The sequence below is a fragment of the Streptosporangium sp. NPDC020072 genome, from assembly GCF_040631445.1.
In the GTDB taxonomy this organism is placed as follows: domain Bacteria; phylum Actinomycetota; class Actinomycetes; order Streptosporangiales; family Streptosporangiaceae; genus Streptosporangium.
In genome coordinates, this window is record NZ_JBEYAB010000004.1 from 200,636 (window position 1) to 217,373 (window position 16,738).

A 16,738-nucleotide genomic window follows, 5' to 3' on the forward strand; every position below is an offset into this window, starting at 1 on the left:
ACCCACGGTCCACCTCTAAGTAAACTAAACGGTACCGTTTATGCTGGCTGTAAACTAAACCGGGTAGTGTTCTCTGTCAAGGAGGTAGTTCGTTGACCGCTTCGACACGGGCCGAGGCCCGCTCGGCGCGCAAGCGCCAGGAGATCCTCACGGCCGCGCGGGCGGTGTTCACCGCCCACGGCTACGTCGGCACGAGCATGGACGCGGTGGCCGCCGCGGCGGGCGCCTCGAAGCGCACGGTGTACCAGTACTTCGCCGACAAGGAGGAACTGTTCACCGGCGTCGTGCTGGACACCGTCGATCGTGGTTACGAGTACTTCAAGCCCGCGATCCGCACGCTCGCGGAGACCGACGACCTTGAGACCGCCTTGCGGGACCACGCCCGGATGACGCTCACCGGGTTGACGGACCGGGAGATCCTGCAGATGCGACGCCTCGTCATCGCCGAGGCGGAGCGCTTCCCGGCCGTTGGACGTGAGTACTTCGAGCGGAGCTGGGGCCGCACCCTGAAGCTCCTGGCGGAGACCTTCGCGAAGCTCGCCGAGCGTGGCCTGCTGAACGTCCCCGACCCCGAGCGTGCCGCCTACATGTTCACCTGGCTGGTCGTCTCGATCCCCACCAACCGGGCCGCCTTCCTGGGCGACGAGGCCGTCGGCTCTCCTGAGGAGCTGACCGCCCTGGCCGACGAGGGCGTCCGCGTCTTCCTCGCCGCCTTCGCCCCCCGGTAGCGCGGGGGAGCGGCTCCCCGCCGGTTGGCCGCGTTCACCGCTCAGAAGCGGTCACCGACCGCGATCGTCATGTCTCAGAGCGGTTTGGCGAAGACGATGGCATAGCGGTCGTAGCCCATTCCGTTCTCGTAGAACGGTACGGAGACGGGGCTGTCCGCGAACGCCTCCAGGGTGAGCAGCCGGGCCCCGCGCTCCCGCCCCCACCGTTCGACCGCCCGCATCAGCCCGGTGCCCGCCCCGCCCCGCCAGTGCGCACGCCGTACGGCCAGGGCGTTGACGAACACCCTGGGCAGGCCGACGTCCCGGGTCATCTGCCGCTCGGCCTCCGCGTGCGGCGGCAGGAAGGTGGCGTGGACGAACCCCACGGCCTGTCCGGCGTGGTCGGCGACGAGGGCGAGCGTGCTCTCGTCGTGGTCGACCAGCTTGTTCTCCAGCCATTCGGAGAGGCCGTCCTCGGACGGAACCTGGAACTCCTTCGGCGCCACCTCCCGGTAGTACTCGGCCGAGTCCCGCCAAGCCCCCGCGACCCCGTCGCCGTCCCCGCCCCGTGCGGGCCGAATCTCGAAAGCGCTCATTCCCGCATCCTTCACCACGACGCCTCCGGAGTACGGCGACGCTCAGTTCGCGGGCTGTGCCGGGTCGGCCGTCTCGTCGGGCGATCCGGACCGCCCGCCGCAGAACACCTCCGAGACGAGCATCCGGATCACCTTCTGGAACGCCCCGGCCAGGGACATCGCGGAGTCGTCCACGTAGTTCAGCGAGGCGGTCAGGGTCGTGCCGCCGTCGGGTGTGCTGTACATCAGCGCCGCATGGCCCGTGATGCCGCCGTTGTGGGTGATGACGGTGCCGCCGCACTCCGTGTCCTGCACGAACACGCCCAGGCCGTAGCCGGCCTTGGGATGCGGCGTGCACATCTCGGCCAGCAGCGGAGCCGGCAGGAGCCTGCCGCCCACGAGCGCGGAGACGAACGTGTGCAGATCCCGGGCGGTCGAGATCATGTCACCGCCGCTGGAGATCCAGGAGGGGTCGTGGCGGGTGACGTCGATCGTCCTCTGCAGGTCGCCGTCCTGGTAGCGGTAGTAGGCGTGGGCGTGTGGCCCGGGGATCTCCGGGCCGTCGGGCACCACGGTGTCCGACAGCCCGAGCGGTTCCAGGATCAGCCGCCGCATCTCCTCGGCGAGTGAGCGGCCGGTGACCTTCTCGACCAGCAGCCTGGCCAGCACGTAGTTGGTGTTGGAGTAGCTCCAGTCCGTCCCCGGCTCGAACCGCGCAGGCTTGGACAGCGCCAGCCGTACCAACTCCTCCGGCCGGTAGGTCCTGAACCGGCCGTCCACCCACTCCTTGCCCTGGCAGGGGATTCCCGGCGCGAACGTCGCGTCGTCGTAGTACTCGCCGGTGAAGTTGAACACCCCGCTGGTGTGCTGCAACAGCATTCGTACGGTGATCCGCCGGTCAAGCCCGAACCCGGCCAGGTGGTCGTCCGCCGGGGTGTCCAGCTCGATCCTGCCCTCGGCCACGAGCAGCAGGACCAAAGCCGCGACGAAGGTCTTGGTGTTGCTGCCGATCCGGACGTGTCCGTTGGCCGGTGGCTCGTCGGACCCGCCCAGCTCACTCACCCCGGCGCTACCGGTCCACTCGCCCCGGTCGTCGTGCACGCGCAGGTGCACCCCGGTGAAACCCGAATCGACGATCTCCTGGACGGCCTTCCGCAGCTCCGGACGATCCTGGCTGGTGTGGGTGACGGACATGGTGGTGCGCTCCTTCTGCTGTGAACCGTGGTGAACGTCGAGCGGACGGACGAAGGTCGCGGGTCAGAGACCGCGGGCGACGATGTCGCCGTGGGCGGTGGTCGCGTGGATGACGAGCTGGGCGGCGGCGCCCTCGGTGTTGTTGAGCGAGTTGTGGACCCGGCCGTAGGAGGTGCCGGCGTCCAGGGAGGCCGAGACTCCGGGGGCGGCGCCGATCGACACCCCTCCGGCCTCGGTGCGCAGCACGACCGTGCCGCGTACGGCCTCGGTGACGCGGATGTCGCCCTTGCTGACGTTGATCTCCGCGGGACCGTTGAGCCGACCGACCGAGATGTCGCCTGCGGCGGTGGTGATGCGGGCACTCGCGGCCTCGTCGATCACGACCGGGCCGTGCGCGCCCTCGAAGGCGACGTCGCCGAACTGTCCGACGCCCCGGAACTCGGCGTCGGCCACCTTTGCCTCGACGTGGGAGCCTGCGGGCAGCCGTACGGTCACCTCGACGGATCCCGAGGGGCCGAGGAACTGGTTCCTCCCCGCCGGGGCCGTGACCCGCAGGACGCCGTCGCCGTATTCGACCCTGGTCTGCTCCGCCGCCGTCACGTCGCGGCCCTTCGAGGGGTCCGTGGGCAGGATCTCGACCGTGGTGTCGGCCCGGTCGGCGGCGATGAGCTGGACGCGTCCCGCGGGGACGTCCAGGACGGCGGAGATCGGGGCGGGGGTGTTGAAGGTCTTCATGTGCTCTCCTGCGGGTGTCGTTTCGAACAATGGAAACGCTACGTTGCCTTTTGAGATTGGGCAACATCACTGTTGCGTGTAAGTGGCAAACCAGCAGGTGGAAGCATGTAAATCGTTGCGATGGGTCCGTTTTCAACGCAACGGACATCGGCTGGTGCGTTGCAATGGATCGAAATTGAACGCTATGCTGGACAGGTCGCAGACCACGAAGGAGACCCTGATGCCAGGAGGCAGGCTCACCCAGCAGGACCGTCAGCAGATCGCGCTGGGGCTGGCCGACGGCCTGGCCTACGCGGAGATCGCCAGGAGCCTTGACCGTCCCACCTCGACGATCACACGCGAGGTGATGCGTAACGGCGGTCCCACCGCCTACCGCGCCGACCTGGCCCACCGCGCCACCGAACGCCGTGTCCGCCGCAGGAGGGCCGCGCCCCGGAGCCTCGACACGGCCCCGCAGGCCCACGGACGCGATGCCGAGGCGGTGCGTGAGTACGAAGAGGAGTTCGCCACCGTCTTCATGCGGTCGGGCCTGCCCAAGATGACGGCCAAGGCGCTGGCCAGCCTCTACGCCACCGACGCGGGCAGCCTCACCGCCTCCGAACTCGCCGGGCGCCTCCAGGCCAGCCCCGCGTCCGTCTCCAAGGCGATCGCGTTCCTTGAGGACCAGGGCCTTGTCCGTCGTGAACGCGACGAACGTCGCCGTGAACGCTACGTGGTCGACGACGACGTCCTGTACCAGTCGATGATGGCCAGCGCCCGCGCCACCGCCCATCTCGGCGAGGTCGCGCGGCAGGGCGTCCGCGTTCTCGGCCCCGGCACCCCGGCTGCCGCCCGCCTGGAGAACATCGCTCGCTTCGTCACCTTTGTCTCCGAGAGCATCGTCCGCGCCGCGGACCAGGCCCGCGAGATCCTCCACACGAAGCCCGAGGCGACCTCGGACGGCGCTCCCTGAACCGAACGCGGGTCGCGGCGGACGGCCTTCGCGACCCGCGCGTTCGTGGTCCGGACGTCCACCGTCGAGTCCTCCGGTCGCGGGTTCCCCACGGGAGGCGGGGACGCGTGCGGTCAGTCGACCTTGGCCACCTGGCTCGCGGGAGGAACGCTGACGGAGACCCGGCTTCCCCAGCCGCTGTAGGAGGTGTCGATCTCGGTGGTGCCGTTGACCGGGTTCTTGGCGGTCTTCGCAAGAACCCACTTCGCGAACAGCCGCACCACCTGGCCCTTTTCGTTGGTCCAGAGCTGCCAGGAGATATCGGCGTTGACCTTCTTGCCGTACTCCGACCTGCATGAGGGTGAGACCGCGCACAGCGCTTTCACGGTGATGGAACCGGAATAGCGTGTCGTGGTGGTTCCCTTGTCGGACCGGGCGGATTTCAGAAGTTCACGCAGGGTCGTGGGTTCGAAGATGTTGATGTCCTGCTCGGTGAACTCGTACGGCTGGTAATCGAGAATCGAGCTGCGGGCCCACGTCTTTCCCTGGGGCAGCATGTCCGACCAGGCTCCCCCCGAGGCGTAGGTCCTCCCTCCGACGACGCGGAACCTGACCTTCCTGCCGCCTTTGAAGAGGCGGGTGGCGTCCGCTGCCACCACCCGGCCCTTTCCGAAGGCCAGGACCCCCGTGGTGTGGAGGACGACCGTCGATGTGGCCGGTCTGTCACGCAGCCAGAACTTCCATTTCGCCGAGATGGTCACCCCGTTTCCCGGGGTCATGAGCTTTTCCATGACCGTCACCGGATCCGGTGACGCCAGGGCCGTCTGGTGTGGGGCGAGCAGGGTCAGCGACGTCGTCGCGACCAGAAAAGAACACGACAGTGCCATCTCGACGCCTTTCGAGGAGAGGGGAACAGGGAAAATCCTGCGGTTCTCCCGGCGGCTTCGGCAACTCATATTCTGGATTCGTGAGGATGTCTGCCGGACGATGATTGCGCGGGGCGCGACTCGTGGGCTCCCCCCTTGGTCACCCGAGCGGGCCCCGCTCAATTCTCCGGCGTCAGCGCATTCTTTCGACGCTCATGAATATCGATTTTTGTGTCAGCCGCGATCCGGTTCCGCGGCCGTTCCGGCGGTCATCCCTGGCGGTCGGGGTGGAGCAGGGCGCGGATGTCGCCTTCGCGGTAGCGGCGTTGGCCGCTGGGGGTGCGGACGGAGGGGATCTTTCCTGTCAGGGCCCATCGGTTGACGGTCTTGGGGTCGACGCCGAAGACGCGGGCGACCTCGGCGGGGGTGAGAAGCCGTTCTGTGGCGCCGGTTTCGGTGGTGAAGGTTCCGTCGGGGCTGACGATGCTGGTCATGAAGGGTTCCTGTACGGGGTCAGTTGCGGATGAGGTGGATGATCTCGTCCTGGTGGCCGAGGGCCCGGGCGAGACGGTGGATGGTGGTGCGAGCGACGGAGTCACGCGCCCCCGCGGCGTGCTGGGTGGGGGTGACCGGCTGGTAGCGGTGCGCCCACCACCGGGGCAGGCCGGGCAGGTCGCGTGCCTCGTAGCGCCAGCCGCGATGAATGCTGCCGAGCAGGTCGATCAGCCGCCGCTCATGGTCGGTCATGGTCGTCTCCGTTCGCGGGGCATGGGGCAGGGGCGGGCAGGGGCCAGAAGACGGACGGTTGACACCCGGGTGAGGGTTGCCGGATATGGCGTGTGTAATGGGACACATATGGATTTATCCGATGGCCAAGTCATGCGAACACGGCAGACACCAGGCAAAAGTGTGAGAATCCGCTGAACCCTCCCGAACAGCCACTAAAGAAACGATGGGGCGGTTTCCTTCCCTGGACGCACCGAAAACCCCAGTTTCGGCGCACAGAAATCGCCGTGGCGGAGTGTGGTTCTCACGAGGTACGGCGTGCGTTCCCGGGGCGGGGCGCTCTCCGCCGTCTACGGGTGAGCGCACGGGCGTCCGGGGCCGATGAGAGAGATCGACGGCGCGGCGGCAGGCCAGGCCGTGCCGTACCCGTCGAACGGTGGGAGGGTCTCCTCAGCCCCGCGCGGCAGGCTTGACGGGCTCGTCCGGCGCGGGGGGTCTCCGGCTCAGCCGTTGGCTGCGCGATCGGTGAGGGCGGGTAGAAGGGCGGTCATGGTGAGGACGGCGGTCAGGGCGAAGGCGAGGGGATAGCCGGTCCGCTGGGCGACCATGCCGAAGGCGACGGCGCCGATCCCCATGCCCGCGTCGTAGGCGAAGTTCCACAGGGCGGTGACCGTGCCGTACCCGGAGGCCGTGACCCGGGCGTACATCAACGTCAGGGTGGCGTTCTGGGCGATCCCGAAGCCCGCGCTGAACAGCACGACCCCGGTGACGACGGCGACGGCGTCGTTGGTCAGCGCGGTCAGGAGCATCCCGGCGGCCGAGGCCAGCAGGGCGGGCACCACGAGCCCGGCGGATCCGTACCGGTCGCCGTGACGGCCGGCGAGCCAGCGGGCGACGGTGGCGGCGGCCGGGTGCACGAACAGGGCCGTGGCCACCAGACCGTCAAGCTCGTCCGGTACGGCAAGCGGCAGGAACGTGACGGCGATCCCCGAGCCGAGGGCGGTGGTGGCCAGGACGGTCGCGGGCCTGACCAGGGCGCCGGTGCGGAAGCCCGCGGCCACCCCGATCGTCGGCCCCGGCAGGTCCCGGCCCTCGGGAAGGCCGGGTACCGCCAGGAGCGCGACCAGCGCGACGAGGGCCGCCAGGACGAACACGGTCTCGTAGTTCACGCGGTTGGCCAGCCAGATCCCGAGCGGCAGTCCCACCAGGGACGGCACCCCGGACACGACGCCGACGAGCCCCAGCCCTTCGGCGCGGCGCTCCGGCGGGATCAGCGCGGCGGTCAGCGTGCCGCCCGCGACGATCGTGAGCGCGAACCCCAGGCCGCGCAGCAGGCAGATCACCACGGTCCACGTGAGGTCGTCGGAGACGGTCAGCAGCAGGGCGGGCACGCCGAGCAGGACGAGTCCCGCGGCCAGGGGGAGGCGGTGGCCGTACCGGGTGACGACGCGCGGGGCGGCCAGTTCGCCGACCACCGTGGCCAGCATCAGCGCTCCCGTGGTCAGCCCGGCGGCGTCCTGCCCGCCGGAGGCCGTCGCGCGCAGCGGCACGACCGACATCAGGAGGAACAGACTTCCCAGAGCGCCGACCACGGTTACAAAGCGCAACAAAAGCGCTCTGGACAGTAATGGCGGCCGCCCATCAAGGAGCAGGGCGGTTTCTTCGCGTGGAGGCATGGGGTGCAAGTTAGAACCTGACCAAGTACTGGCGCGTTCTTTTCCGTGTCTTTGGAGAGACCGCTTTGTTGACGGCCTTAGTGAGGCCAGGGCAACTCGACCAGTTCGATGGGGTTGGCGGTGGTTTGCACCCCGGTTCGTCCCGCCGGACCGGGGGGCGTTCGGGCGTCGATCACCGGTCTCGTCGGACCCGTTCGAGCGACCGTGGCCCGGGCCGCGAACCCCTGCCCCGGCTTGGCCCAGGGCATCGGCCGGGCGCGCCGTCACCGGGCGCGACCGGTCCGCACCGCGGACGGGATCGCATCCACGATGTCCCGGCGCCCGCGGCCGTCCGGTGCGCGCCGGGAGCGGTGCCTCGATCAGCGCCCACCGCTCATCCGTGAGATCAGGGGGATGGAAAAGGGCGTCGTGTCGTTTCCGTTTTCTGCCCGCTGTGGGGCGGCTTCACGACCGGCCCTCAGAAACGCTGTCGGTCATTGCCCGCTCTCTCAGAACAATGAGCGGCCGCCGTTCGTCTCAACAGGAAGGTCCCGACTCTCTTGAGGGGTGCGGCGTGAAGAAGGAACGGGTTTACATCGGCCTTTCACTTTTCGGGCTGGCCGGAATATGTGCCCTGGCGGGCTGGCTCTGGTGGCTGGACCTGTTCGGAAAACTCGTGTTGTGGTTCGGTGCCGCGTCCTTCACCTGGAAGGGCTTCCAGGCCCTTCTGGGAAAGACCGGCTCTCCGCAGGCGCAGGTCACCGCCCCGCCGGCCCCGCCCACCCTCCCTGACTCCGCGCTTCGGGCGCCGACGAATCCCCCGTCGCCGCCCGGGAACCCTTCACCGCTTTCCGCCTCCCCGGACGGTCTCTCCGAGCGAACGGATCACGGGGAGGTCTGGGCGGCGGTGAAATCCACGACCGGCGACACCGTGCGCGGTATGCGGCGGTTCTGGGTCGTGCTCGCTCTCCTTCTCCTGGTGCCGATGACGCTGGGCCTGGCCATCGGTGGGATCGTCACGCTTTTCAGCGGCGACGTGCCGACGGCCGGTCTCATGTGCGCGGCGGCCGGTTTCCTGGTGTGGTACTGCTGCGGCCCGCTGCGGCGCTTCTGGAAGACGGGGGAAATCGAGGTGACCGAATGACCGGCGACGGTCCGGGCGGGTGACGCCGGCCAGGCGACCCCTGGTCTTCGTGACGATGGGGAACCCCTTGACCACCATGCGCACGACGACGCCCGGCGGGGTGTCTCAGAGGCCGAGGTCGTCCAGTTCCTTCAGCAGGGCGGCCCGGGAGTCCTCAGGGGAGGAGGGCTTGGCGGCGCCCGCCCTGGAGGCGGGGGCGGCGGCGGCGTGGGCACGGTTCCGGAACAGCCAGCCGCCGAGCAGACCGCCCAGGAAGCCGAACACGTGGCCCTGCCAGGCGACGCCCTCCTGGGGCAGCAGCCCCCCGGTGATCTGGTAGGCGAAGCACAGCGCCATGACGACGCCGACCACGATGTCGATCAGGTGCCGGTCGAAGGCGCCGCGCACCAGCACGTAACCGAAGTAGCCGAAGACGACGCCGCTCGCGCCCACGGCGACGCTCGTCGAGCCGGCGGTGAGCCATTCGCCCAGGCCGCTGACCAGGATGATGAGGCCGGTCACGCCGAGGAACCTGACGACTCCCCGGTAGGCGGACAGGAAGCCGAAGACGAACAGCGGTCCCGAGTTGGCCTCGATGTGCTCCCAGCTCCAGTGCAGGAACGGCGACGTCGCGATGCCGGGCAGGGTGGAGGGGGTCCAGCCGCGCACGCCGTACTGGTAACTCAGGGCGTAACCGGAGATCCAGTTGACGACCTGGACCGCCCAGATGAGGGCCAGGAAGCCGACCATCGTCCAGAAGGCCTTGCGGGCCTCGGCGACCATGATTTCGGCTGACTGCCCCTTGGCTTGCATCTGACGTCTCCCCGAGGCGATCACCCGACAAGGATCAACACTGTAATAGCCAGGTATGTCAGTTTTCGCCTGGATGATCCGGGGCGAGGATCAGAGCGGCGGCTCCGGGTGGTGCCAGGGGAAGACGACGGGCTCGGCGGGCACGGCGCCGGCGAGCAGGTCTCCGAGCAGGGCGGCCAGACCGAGGGGGACGACCGATTCCCGGGTCGCGCGCAGGTCGGGCAGCGACCACCAGCGGGACCGGTCGATCATCGAGCGTTCGAGGTCCTCCATGCCGGAGTCGTCGATCTCGCCCCCGCCGGTCCGCAGGAAGAAGAAGGAGTCCTGGGAGAGGAACAGCCTGCCGTCCTTGTGGACCCAGTGCCCTGAGCTGGTGGCCACGACGGGGCCGAAGTCCTCGGGCGAGGCCCGCCGCCCGGTCTCCTCGAACAGCTCGCGGGCCGCGGCCTGTGGCGCGGTCTCACCGTCCGCGAGGCCCCCGCCGGGGGTGAACCAGGCGTGGCTGGAGTCCTTCCCCATGCCGGGTCCGTGGAAGAGCAGGACGCGGTCGCGGTCGTCGACCAGCAGGATCCGTGCGGACGGCCGGACGATCACCTCGGGCATGCCGGTGATCCTACGCCTGGGGCTCCCGGCCCGCGTGGCGGCGATAGTAGCGCGCGACCCGCACCCGGTTGCCGCACAGCTCGGGCGAACACCAGCGGCGCCGGGGGTGCGCGGGCAGGAACAGCATGCAGCAGCCCGGCCCGTCGCAGTCACGCACGGTCCCGATCGGCCCGGCGAGCAGGTCGATCGTGGCGCCCGCCAGCAGCGAAAGCAGCGTCGAGCGGTAGTCGCCCTCCCGCTCGGCCCCCACGACCACCCGCCCCTCCCGCCAGTCCAACGTCCGGTACGGCGAGGCCAGCCGGTCGGCGTCGCTCAGCGCCCGCAGCGCCCGCTCCGGCGGTTCGAGGCCCCGGCGCGCCAGATCCACCACGGTCGCGACGGCCTCGCGCAGTTCGACGACGGCCGCGCGGTCGGCCTCGGTCAGGGCGGCGGTGGGCTGGGGCAGGCGGTGCTCCTGCGAGGCCAGCCACCGGCGCAGGCCGTCGAGGGTCGCGAGGTGGTCGACGGGCCCTTCGGGGGAGCCGCCCTTGGTGTTGATCAGGTCGAGGGCGAGGGGCTCGCCGGTCAGCGGGAGGTCCATAGCTCTAATGGTACTTCGTCGCGTTGACGCATTAGATGATCGAGCGCTATAACTAATGCGTCTTCGAGCGAAAGAAGCATGTGATGAACATCGCCCACCGGTTCGTCGACGTGGACGGGGTGCGGGTCTTCTACCGTGAGGCCGGTCCCGCCGACGCTCAGACGCTGCTCCTGCTGCACGGTTTTCCGTCGGCGTCACACCAGTTCAGAAGGCTGATCGACGCCCTGGGAGACCGGTTCCACCTCGTGGCTCCCGACTACCCCGGCTTCGGGCACACCCAGGCCCCCGACGGGTTCGTCTACTCCTTCGACCGGCTCGCCGACGTGGTCGAGGGCTTCGTCGACCGGCTCGGGCTCGGGCGGTTCGCGGTCTACATGTTCGACTTCGGCGCGCCGGTCGGCTTCCGGCTGGCCGTACGGCGGCCCGAGCTGGTCGCGGGCCTGGTGGTGCAGAACGGCAACGCCTACGAGGAGGGGCTGAGTGAGCAGGCGCGCGGGTTCATCGCGCTCGGCCCGGGTCAGGAGGACCAGGTCCGGGGGCTGCTGACCCTGGAGGCGACCAGGGGGCAGTACGAGGGCGGGACGTCGGACCCGGAGACGATCTCTCCTGACGGCTGGACCCTCGACCAGCACTTCCTCGATCTGCCCGGTCGCAAGGAGGCGCAGGTCGCGCTGGCCTTCGACTACCGGAGCAACGTGGCGCGCTACCCCGAGTGGCAGGAGTGGCTGCGCGCCAACCGGCCGCCGACGCTGGTCGTCTGGGGGAGCAACGACCCCTTCTTCGTCGCGGAGGGGGCCAGGGCGTACCTGCGGGACGTGCCCGAGGCCGAGCTGCACCTTTTCGATACCGGCCATTTCGCTCTCGAAGAGAAACTTCCGGAAATAACCCCTCTTATCGCCGACTTCCTTGAGCGTGTCGGAAAGGACAACGGATGAAGATCGCAGTCGTCGGAGCGACCGGCCACATCGGCTCGGCCGTACTGAAGGAGGCCGGTGACCGTGGCCACGAGGCCGTGGGTCTGGCCAGGAACGTCTCCGGGCTGGAGAACGGCGTCGCGATCGACGTGCTCGACCCCGCCTCGGTCGCCGAGAAACTGTCCGGCTACGACGCGGTGGTCCTCGCCGTGAAGGGGGACGTGCCGGGGGCCGTACGGAACCTGATCGACGTGCTGCCCGGAGCCGGTGTGACACGGGTGCTGGTCGTGGGCGGCGGCGGCAGCCTTGAGGCCGCCCCGGGACAGCGCTTCGTCGACGGCCCCGACTTCCCCAAGGAGTATCTGGAGGAGGCCACGTCCCAGGCGAAGGCGCTCGACCTGCTGCGGGCCGAGGGCGACGCACTCGACTGGTCCTACGGCAGCCCGCCCCCGGCCTACCTGGTCGACGGCGAGCGGACCGGCGTCTACCAGGTGAGGGGCGGCGACACCCCGATCGACGGCATCGCCACCCGCATCACCGTTCCCGACTACGCCGCGGCCCTGATCGACGTCCTGGAGAACGGCTCCTTCGTCAGGGAGCGCTTCAGCACCGGTTACTAGGGCCTGTTCTCCGGCCTGCGGGGGCGCCGGGAGACGGTCCCCGAGGTCATCAGGGACGAGGATCTCCGACCGCCGCCGGGTACGGGCGCCGTACCCGGCGGATTAATGATGTGCGAACCTCTCACATCGGCGGATACCCTGCGCGAGGACCTGAGGAGGGGTTTGCGTGGGGCACGTTGAGGTTGGCCATCTGACCTATGTTCTCCCGGACGGACGGCCGTTGCTCGACGACGTGTCGTTCCGCGTCGGCGAGGGGGTCAAGGCCGCGCTCGTCGGCCCCAACGGGGCGGGCAAGACGACGCTGATGCGCCTGATCTCCGGCGACCTCCAGCCCGTCGAGGGCAGCGTCGCCAGCTCGGGCGGCCTGGGGGTGATGCGCCAGTTCATCGGCAGCATCCGCGACGGACGCACCGTGCACGACCTGCTCCTCGGCGTCTCCCCCCTGGGCGTACGGCAGGCCGCGGAGAAGCTTGAGGCCGCCGAACTGGTGATGATGGAACGCGAGGACGAGAAGGCCCAGATGCGCTACGCGCAGGCCATCTCCGACTACGGGGACGTCGGCGGCTACGACATCGAGGTGCTCTGGGACACCTGCACCATGGCCGCGCTCGGCGTGCCGTACGACCGGTGCAAGTACCGCGAGGTCAACACGCTCTCGGGCGGTGAGCAGAAGCGGCTGGTCCTTGAGGCGCTGCTGCGCGGGCCCGACCAGACGCTGCTGCTGGACGAGCCGGACAACTACCTCGACGTGCCGGGCAAGATCTGGCTGGAGCAGGCGCTGCGCGAGACGCCCAAGACGGTCCTGCTGGTCAGCCACGACCGGCAGCTCCTGGCCAACGCCGCCGACCGCATCGTCACCGTCGAGTCCGGAAACATCTGGATCCACGGTGGCGGTTTCGCCACCTACGCCCAGGCCAGGAAGGACCGCAACGAGCGCCTCGGCGAGCTGCGGCGCCGATGGGACGAGGAGCACGCCAAGCTCAAGCGCCTGGTCGTCATGCTCGGCCAGAAGGCGAAGTACATGGACACCATGGCCGCCGCCTACCACTCCGCCCAGACGCGGCTGCGCAGGTTCGAGGAGGCCGGGCCGCCCGAGGTCGCGCCGAGGGACCAGAACATCAGCATGCGCCTGCGCGGCGGCCGTACCGCCAAACGCGCGGTGATCTGCGAGAGCCTCGAACTGACCGGCCTGATGAAGCCGTTCGACCTGGAGGTCTGGTACGGCGAGCGGGTCGCGGTGCTCGGTTCGAACGGCTCGGGCAAGTCGCACTTCCTGCGCCTGCTGGCCGGGGAGGAGATCCGGCACACCGGGCTGTCCAGGCTCGGGGCCCGGGTCGTGCCCGGTCACTTCGCGCAGACCCACGCCCGTCCCGAGCTGCTCGGCAAGACGCCCTGCGAGATCGTCATGACCGAGCACGCGAAGTTGCGCAACGAGGCCATGAAGGCGCTCTCGCGCTACGAGCTGGCCGGTGACGTGGGTGACCAGCGGTTCGAGACGCTGTCCGGCGGACAGCAGGCCAGGCTGCAGATCCTGCTGCTCGAACTGTCCGGGACCACCCTGCTGCTGCTCGACGAGCCGACCGACAACCTCGACCTGGCCAGCGCCGAGGCCCTCCAGGAGGGGCTCAACGCCTTCGACGGGACGGTGCTCTCCGTCACCCACGACCGTTGGTTCGCCGAGGACTTCGACCGCTATCTGGTCTTCGGCTCCGACGGCAGGGTCTACGAGTCGTCGGAGCCCGTCTGGGACGAGACCCGGGTGGTCAGGAAGCGCTGAAACATGCCTTTGGGGATTCTGTACAAATAATCCGGCATAGGGAATCTCAGTTAAAGAATTCCCCCGAGGCGTGCGTGTCCGGTGTGAGCCCGAATAACCACGGGTTATCACGGCTATGTGACGCACAGTACCCGAATCGTCGGCGCCATCGCCCTGCTGCTCCTGGCCGGATGCTCCACCGGTCCCGAACAGCGGGAGGCGGCTCCGCTCAAGCCGCTCACGGTCAAGGAGCAGGTCTCGTCCGTCGTCAAGAAGGACGGGGGGTACGTGGTGAACTGGGCCGGCGTGCTCGCCAACAGCAATCCCTGGCATTTCGGGGAGAACGTGGTGGCCACGGTGATCGCCAAGGACGCCGCGGGCAAGGAGATCATCCGGTTGCAGCAGCCCCTGGACGCCGTGCCGCCCGCCGGGCTGTTGCCGTTCAGCGGTGAGGTGGTCGCCACCGAGCAGCCGACCCGGGTCGACATCGACTACCGGCCCGCCGAGTGGCGGCTCGCCGGGCGGATCGTCTCGGCCTTCCAGCCGTTCCCGGTCACCGACGTGATGACCGTGCGCAGGGAGAACGGCTACGTGGTCGTCGGCTACGTCGGCACGCCGTACCGGCTGCCCGCGGGCAGCCTGGAGGTCACCGCGCTGCTGCGGGACAAGGACGGCAAGCTGCTCGGCGGCGGGAGCGCGTTCGTCGACGACGTCCGCTCGGACAGTACGCGGCGTTTCGTCATGCACATCGAGAGCGTCCCGAACACCAAGCAGATCGCGAAGGCCGAGGTCGAGGCGCACACCTGGGGGTCGAGCAGCCGTCCCTACGAGCAGCTCGCGCTGGGCGGCAGCGTGCCGGTACACACGGTCAAGCCGACGACGGCCGCCTTCGCCAGGGACCGGGGCAGGCAGGGAATGGCCGCGGGGGACGCCAGACCGTGACGTTGGGCCTTTCGGGCATTTAGTGTGTTTCACCCTTTTGGTGGGGCTCCGGGTCTTCCGCAGACCCGGAGCCCTTTTTTGTGCACGCTTTTCGATGTGATTTTTCCAGGCTTTCTGGCCTTTTTAAAAGGTGGGGGAAATTTCGGGGAATGTGGGAGTAATGAAGGCTGGGGGAGAACCAGGTGATCTGTGCGGGAAAGGTCCTTCTTCGGGCGTTGTTCCCGGCATTTTCCATGCCTGATGCGCCTGAGAGGAAATCCCACTGAACGACGCCGATCGCGTTATGTGTGTTACATGTGTGCGAAGAGTGACTATGGGGAATCTGGAGTCAAGCGAGCTGTCATGCAGTGACACATAGCGATATGCGCTGATTCGTTGGCGTTATGGGAGAGGTGAAATATGCACTCCGTACGCGGAAGGCGTTGTCACGTCGTCGCGGTGGTCTCCGGACTGGCATGCTGCCTGGTCGCGGGCGTGGAAGCCGGTTCAGGAGCCACGGCCTGGTCCCAGACCCGAACCGGCCCCACGGCCGAGGAGGTCGCCGAGGCGCGCTCCGCAGCCGTCGAGCGAAGTAAACAGTTGGACGACGCCACGGCCAGGCTGGACGAGGCCAGACGGCGTCTGGAGGAACTGGTCGCCCTGGAACGCGCGGGAGGGCCGGCCCCTGCGCCCTCGGCCCTCCCCGACGCCCCTGGCGCCTCCGCCGCAACGGCCGTGGGGCCGGACCCCGAGGTGGACGAGGACGAGATCCTGGTCCAGGCGCGAAACGTCGGCCCGGACGGCGAGAGCGGGACGACCGTCTCCGGATTCGGCCCTGACGTGGTCGGGCAGGCGGCCGAGGTCCGCAGGTTCAGCCTGGAACGCGCCCGGCTCAGGACGGAGGCCGAGACGGCGCTGACCACCGCGCAGCGACTGGTCGCCGAGCGGGAGGCGGCCAGGAGGAGGCGAAGGGCGGCCAAGGGGCGCTCCAGGGCGCGCGCGGCGGCCCAGCAGGCGCAGAAGGCCCAGCAGGCTCAGACGACCCAGGTCGTTCAGCCGGTCCAGACGACTCAGGTCGCCGCGCTCACGGAGCAGACACGCGGGAACGTCGTCGCGGACTGGGCGCTGACCCAGATCGACAAGCCCTACGTGTGGGCGAGCGCGGGACCGTCCGGCTACGACTGCTCAGGGCTCACCATGCAGGCCTGGGCCAGGGTCGGGGTCAAGATGGACCACTGGACGGGCACCCAGTGGACCGCGGGCAGGCACGTGCCGTACGACCGGCTGCAGCGTGGGGACCTGCTCTTCTTCGGCCGTGGTACCCGTAGACCCGCCGACATCCGGCACGTGGGCATCTACATCGGAAACGGCATGATGGTGCACGCCCCGCAGACCGGGGACGTGGTCCGGGTCGCGCCGATGTGGCGCAAGGACCTCATCGGCGCGACCCGCCCCGCCTGAGGGCGCGGATCCGCAGTGTCAGACAGGCGGCGGATCAGTGCTGGTGGCCGGCCTCCTCGGCGCGCTTAATCGACCGCGCGATCTCCTCCTCGGCCTCGACGCGGCCGACCCAGTTGGCGCCCTCGACCGACTTGCCGGGCTCCAGGTCCTTGTAGACCTCGAAGAAGTGCTGGATCTCCAGGCGGTCGAACTCGGGGACGTGGTGGATGTCGCGGATGTGCTCCATCCTCGGGTCGGTCGCCGGGACGCACAGCACCTTGTCGTCACCGCCCTTCTCGTCCGTCATGCGGAACATCCCGACCGCGCGGCACTTGATCAGGCACCCCGGGAAGGTCGGCTCCTGAAGCAGCACCAGAGCGTCGAGGGGGTCTCCGTCCTCGCCGAGGGTGTCCTCGATGAAGCCGTAGTCGGCGGGGTACTGCGTGGAGGTGAACAGCATCCGGTCGAGCCTGATGCGGCCGGACTCGTGGTCCACCTCGTACTTGTTCCGTTGCCCCTTGGGAATCTCAACGAGAACGTCGAACTCCACCGCGTGTTCCTCCGCTCAAGCCCCCGGGC

At 68.9% G+C, this 16,738-nt stretch carries 19 protein-coding genes; 8 read left to right on the forward strand and 11 right to left on the reverse strand.

The features are described 5' to 3' along the window. Positions 1-92 precede the first annotated feature (92 nt). Entirely contained in the window at positions 93-728 is a 636-nt protein-coding gene (locus tag ABZ470_RS10470; RefSeq protein WP_362911130.1) for a TetR/AcrR family transcriptional regulator, read from the forward strand. A gap of 74 nt (positions 729-802) precedes the next feature. On the opposite strand, the gene ABZ470_RS10475 is transcribed toward ABZ470_RS10470, so the two are convergent. From ABZ470_RS10475 to ABZ470_RS10485, 3 genes are all read right to left on the reverse strand, one after another. Then, on the reverse strand, positions 803-1,303 hold the full coding sequence (locus ABZ470_RS10475; RefSeq protein ID WP_362911131.1) for a GNAT family N-acetyltransferase: 501 nt from the start codon (positions 1,301-1,303) through the stop codon (positions 803-805). A 42-nt stretch (positions 1,304-1,345) separates the two neighbouring features. Continuing rightward, positions 1,346-2,476, reverse strand: coding sequence for a serine hydrolase domain-containing protein (locus ABZ470_RS10480; protein WP_362911132.1), 1,131 nt, complete (start codon positions 2,474-2,476; stop codon positions 1,346-1,348). A 63-nt stretch (positions 2,477-2,539) separates the two neighbouring features. Further along, positions 2,540-3,211, reverse strand: coding sequence for a DUF4097 family beta strand repeat-containing protein (locus ABZ470_RS10485; RefSeq protein ID WP_362911133.1), 672 nt, complete (start codon positions 3,209-3,211; stop codon positions 2,540-2,542). Between the two features lie 220 nt (positions 3,212-3,431). On the opposite strand from ABZ470_RS10485, the gene ABZ470_RS10490 reads away from it, so the two are divergent. Further along, positions 3,432-4,163 carry a helix-turn-helix domain-containing protein gene (locus ABZ470_RS10490; protein WP_352014923.1) on the forward strand — a complete coding sequence of 244 codons (732 nt, stop codon included), beginning with the start codon at positions 3,432-3,434 and terminating at the stop codon, positions 4,161-4,163. Between the two features lie 113 nt (positions 4,164-4,276). Here the strand turns inward: ABZ470_RS10490 and ABZ470_RS10495 are convergent, their stop codons facing one another. The 4 genes from ABZ470_RS10495 to ABZ470_RS10510 form a co-directional block, all read right to left on the reverse strand. Then, a complete protein-coding gene (locus ABZ470_RS10495) occupies positions 4,277-4,933 on the reverse strand; it encodes a hypothetical protein (protein WP_362911134.1) in 657 nt (218 codons plus the stop codon). A gap of 344 nt (positions 4,934-5,277) precedes the next feature. Continuing rightward, positions 5,278-5,502 (reverse strand): BldC family transcriptional regulator, encoded by a 225-nt coding sequence (locus ABZ470_RS10500; RefSeq protein ID WP_352014798.1) that lies wholly within the window; start codon positions 5,500-5,502, stop codon positions 5,278-5,280. Positions 5,503-5,521: 19 nt separating this feature from the next. Further along, the gene (locus ABZ470_RS10505) at positions 5,522-5,755 is read right to left on the reverse strand and encodes a hypothetical protein (RefSeq protein ID WP_352014797.1); all 234 of its coding nucleotides are present in this window, start codon (positions 5,753-5,755) and stop codon (positions 5,522-5,524) included. A gap of 482 nt (positions 5,756-6,237) precedes the next feature. Beyond that, complete coding sequence (locus tag ABZ470_RS10510) at positions 6,238-7,410, reverse strand: MFS transporter (RefSeq protein WP_352014796.1); 1,173 nt, start codon at positions 7,408-7,410, stop codon at positions 6,238-6,240. A gap of 433 nt (positions 7,411-7,843) precedes the next feature. On the opposite strand from ABZ470_RS10510, the gene ABZ470_RS10515 reads away from it, so the two are divergent. Then, entirely contained in the window at positions 7,844-8,533 is a 690-nt protein-coding gene (locus ABZ470_RS10515; RefSeq protein ID WP_362911135.1) for a hypothetical protein, read from the forward strand. Positions 8,534-8,638: 105 nt separating this feature from the next. Here ABZ470_RS10515 and ABZ470_RS10520 read toward each other — a convergent pair whose 3' ends face one another. The 3 genes from ABZ470_RS10520 to ABZ470_RS10530 all read right to left on the reverse strand — a co-directional run bounded on the left by ABZ470_RS10520 (position 8,639) and on the right by ABZ470_RS10530 (position 10,508). Then, a complete protein-coding gene (locus ABZ470_RS10520; RefSeq protein WP_362911136.1) occupies positions 8,639-9,325 on the reverse strand; it encodes a rhomboid family intramembrane serine protease in 687 nt (228 codons plus the stop codon). Positions 9,326-9,415: 90 nt separating this feature from the next. Continuing rightward, positions 9,416-9,928 carry an NUDIX domain-containing protein gene (locus ABZ470_RS10525; RefSeq protein WP_362911137.1) on the reverse strand — a complete coding sequence of 171 codons (513 nt, stop codon included), beginning with the start codon at positions 9,926-9,928 and terminating at the stop codon, positions 9,416-9,418. 10 nt (positions 9,929-9,938) lie between these two features. Further along, positions 9,939-10,508, reverse strand: coding sequence for a CGNR zinc finger domain-containing protein (locus ABZ470_RS10530; RefSeq protein WP_352014792.1), 570 nt, complete (start codon positions 10,506-10,508; stop codon positions 9,939-9,941). Between the two features lie 83 nt (positions 10,509-10,591). Here ABZ470_RS10530 and ABZ470_RS10535 point away from each other — a divergent pair, with 83 nt between their 5' ends. From ABZ470_RS10535 to ABZ470_RS10555, 5 genes are all read left to right on the forward strand, one after another. Then, entirely contained in the window at positions 10,592-11,443 is an 852-nt protein-coding gene (locus tag ABZ470_RS10535) for an alpha/beta hydrolase (RefSeq protein ID WP_362911138.1), read from the forward strand. Continuing rightward, positions 11,440-12,042: an NAD(P)H-binding protein gene (locus tag ABZ470_RS10540; protein ID WP_362911139.1), complete on the forward strand. Its 603-nt coding sequence runs from the start codon at positions 11,440-11,442 to the stop codon at positions 12,040-12,042. Before ABZ470_RS10535 ends, ABZ470_RS10540 begins: the two co-directional genes overlap by 4 nt. 166 nt (positions 12,043-12,208) lie before the next feature. Continuing rightward, positions 12,209-13,819, forward strand: coding sequence for an ATP-binding cassette domain-containing protein (locus ABZ470_RS10545; RefSeq protein WP_362911140.1), 1,611 nt, complete (start codon positions 12,209-12,211; stop codon positions 13,817-13,819). Between the two features lie 117 nt (positions 13,820-13,936). Beyond that, positions 13,937-14,740 (forward strand): hypothetical protein, encoded by an 804-nt coding sequence (locus ABZ470_RS10550; protein WP_352014788.1) that lies wholly within the window; start codon positions 13,937-13,939, stop codon positions 14,738-14,740. A 399-nt stretch (positions 14,741-15,139) separates the two neighbouring features. Next, positions 15,140-16,180, forward strand: coding sequence for a C40 family peptidase (locus ABZ470_RS10555; RefSeq protein WP_362911141.1), 1,041 nt, complete (start codon positions 15,140-15,142; stop codon positions 16,178-16,180). 34 nt (positions 16,181-16,214) lie between these two features. Here the strand turns inward: ABZ470_RS10555 and ABZ470_RS10560 are convergent, their stop codons facing one another. Next, positions 16,215-16,709 (reverse strand): inorganic diphosphatase, encoded by a 495-nt coding sequence (locus ABZ470_RS10560; protein ID WP_352014786.1) that lies wholly within the window; start codon positions 16,707-16,709, stop codon positions 16,215-16,217. Positions 16,710-16,738: the final 29 nt, after the last annotated feature.

What these genes read in the sequence shown, in the direction of transcription:
- ABZ470_RS10475 (WP_362911131.1), bottom strand. Translation starts at nt 1,303, where the DNA reads ATGAGCGCTTTCGAGATTCGGCCCGCACGGGGCGGGGACGGCGACGGG.
- ABZ470_RS10480 (WP_362911132.1), bottom strand. Translation starts at nt 2,476, where the DNA reads ATGTCCGTCACCCACACCAGCCAGGATCGTCCGGAGCTGCGGAAGGCC.
- ABZ470_RS10485 (WP_362911133.1), bottom strand. Translation starts at nt 3,211, where the DNA reads ATGAAGACCTTCAACACCCCCGCCCCGATCTCCGCCGTCCTGGACGTC.
- ABZ470_RS10490 (WP_352014923.1), top strand. Translation starts at nt 3,432, where the DNA reads ATGCCAGGAGGCAGGCTCACCCAGCAGGACCGTCAGCAGATCGCGCTG.
- ABZ470_RS10495 (WP_362911134.1), bottom strand. Translation starts at nt 4,933, where the DNA reads ATGGAAAAGCTCATGACCCCGGGAAACGGGGTGACCATCTCGGCGAAA.
- ABZ470_RS10500 (WP_352014798.1), bottom strand. Translation starts at nt 5,502, where the DNA reads ATGACCAGCATCGTCAGCCCCGACGGAACCTTCACCACCGAAACCGGC.
- ABZ470_RS10505 (WP_352014797.1), bottom strand. Translation starts at nt 5,755, where the DNA reads ATGACCGACCATGAGCGGCGGCTGATCGACCTGCTCGGCAGCATTCAT.
- ABZ470_RS10510 (WP_352014796.1), bottom strand. Translation starts at nt 7,410, where the DNA reads ATGCCTCCACGCGAAGAAACCGCCCTGCTCCTTGATGGGCGGCCGCCA.
- ABZ470_RS10520 (WP_362911136.1), bottom strand. Translation starts at nt 9,325, where the DNA reads ATGCAAGCCAAGGGGCAGTCAGCCGAAATCATGGTCGCCGAGGCCCGC.
- ABZ470_RS10525 (WP_362911137.1), bottom strand. Translation starts at nt 9,928, where the DNA reads ATGCCCGAGGTGATCGTCCGGCCGTCCGCACGGATCCTGCTGGTCGAC.
- ABZ470_RS10530 (WP_352014792.1), bottom strand. Translation starts at nt 10,508, where the DNA reads ATGGACCTCCCGCTGACCGGCGAGCCCCTCGCCCTCGACCTGATCAAC.
- ABZ470_RS10535 (WP_362911138.1), top strand. Translation starts at nt 10,592, where the DNA reads ATGAACATCGCCCACCGGTTCGTCGACGTGGACGGGGTGCGGGTCTTC.
- ABZ470_RS10540 (WP_362911139.1), top strand. Translation starts at nt 11,440, where the DNA reads ATGAAGATCGCAGTCGTCGGAGCGACCGGCCACATCGGCTCGGCCGTA.
- ABZ470_RS10555 (WP_362911141.1), top strand. Translation starts at nt 15,140, where the DNA reads ATGCACTCCGTACGCGGAAGGCGTTGTCACGTCGTCGCGGTGGTCTCC.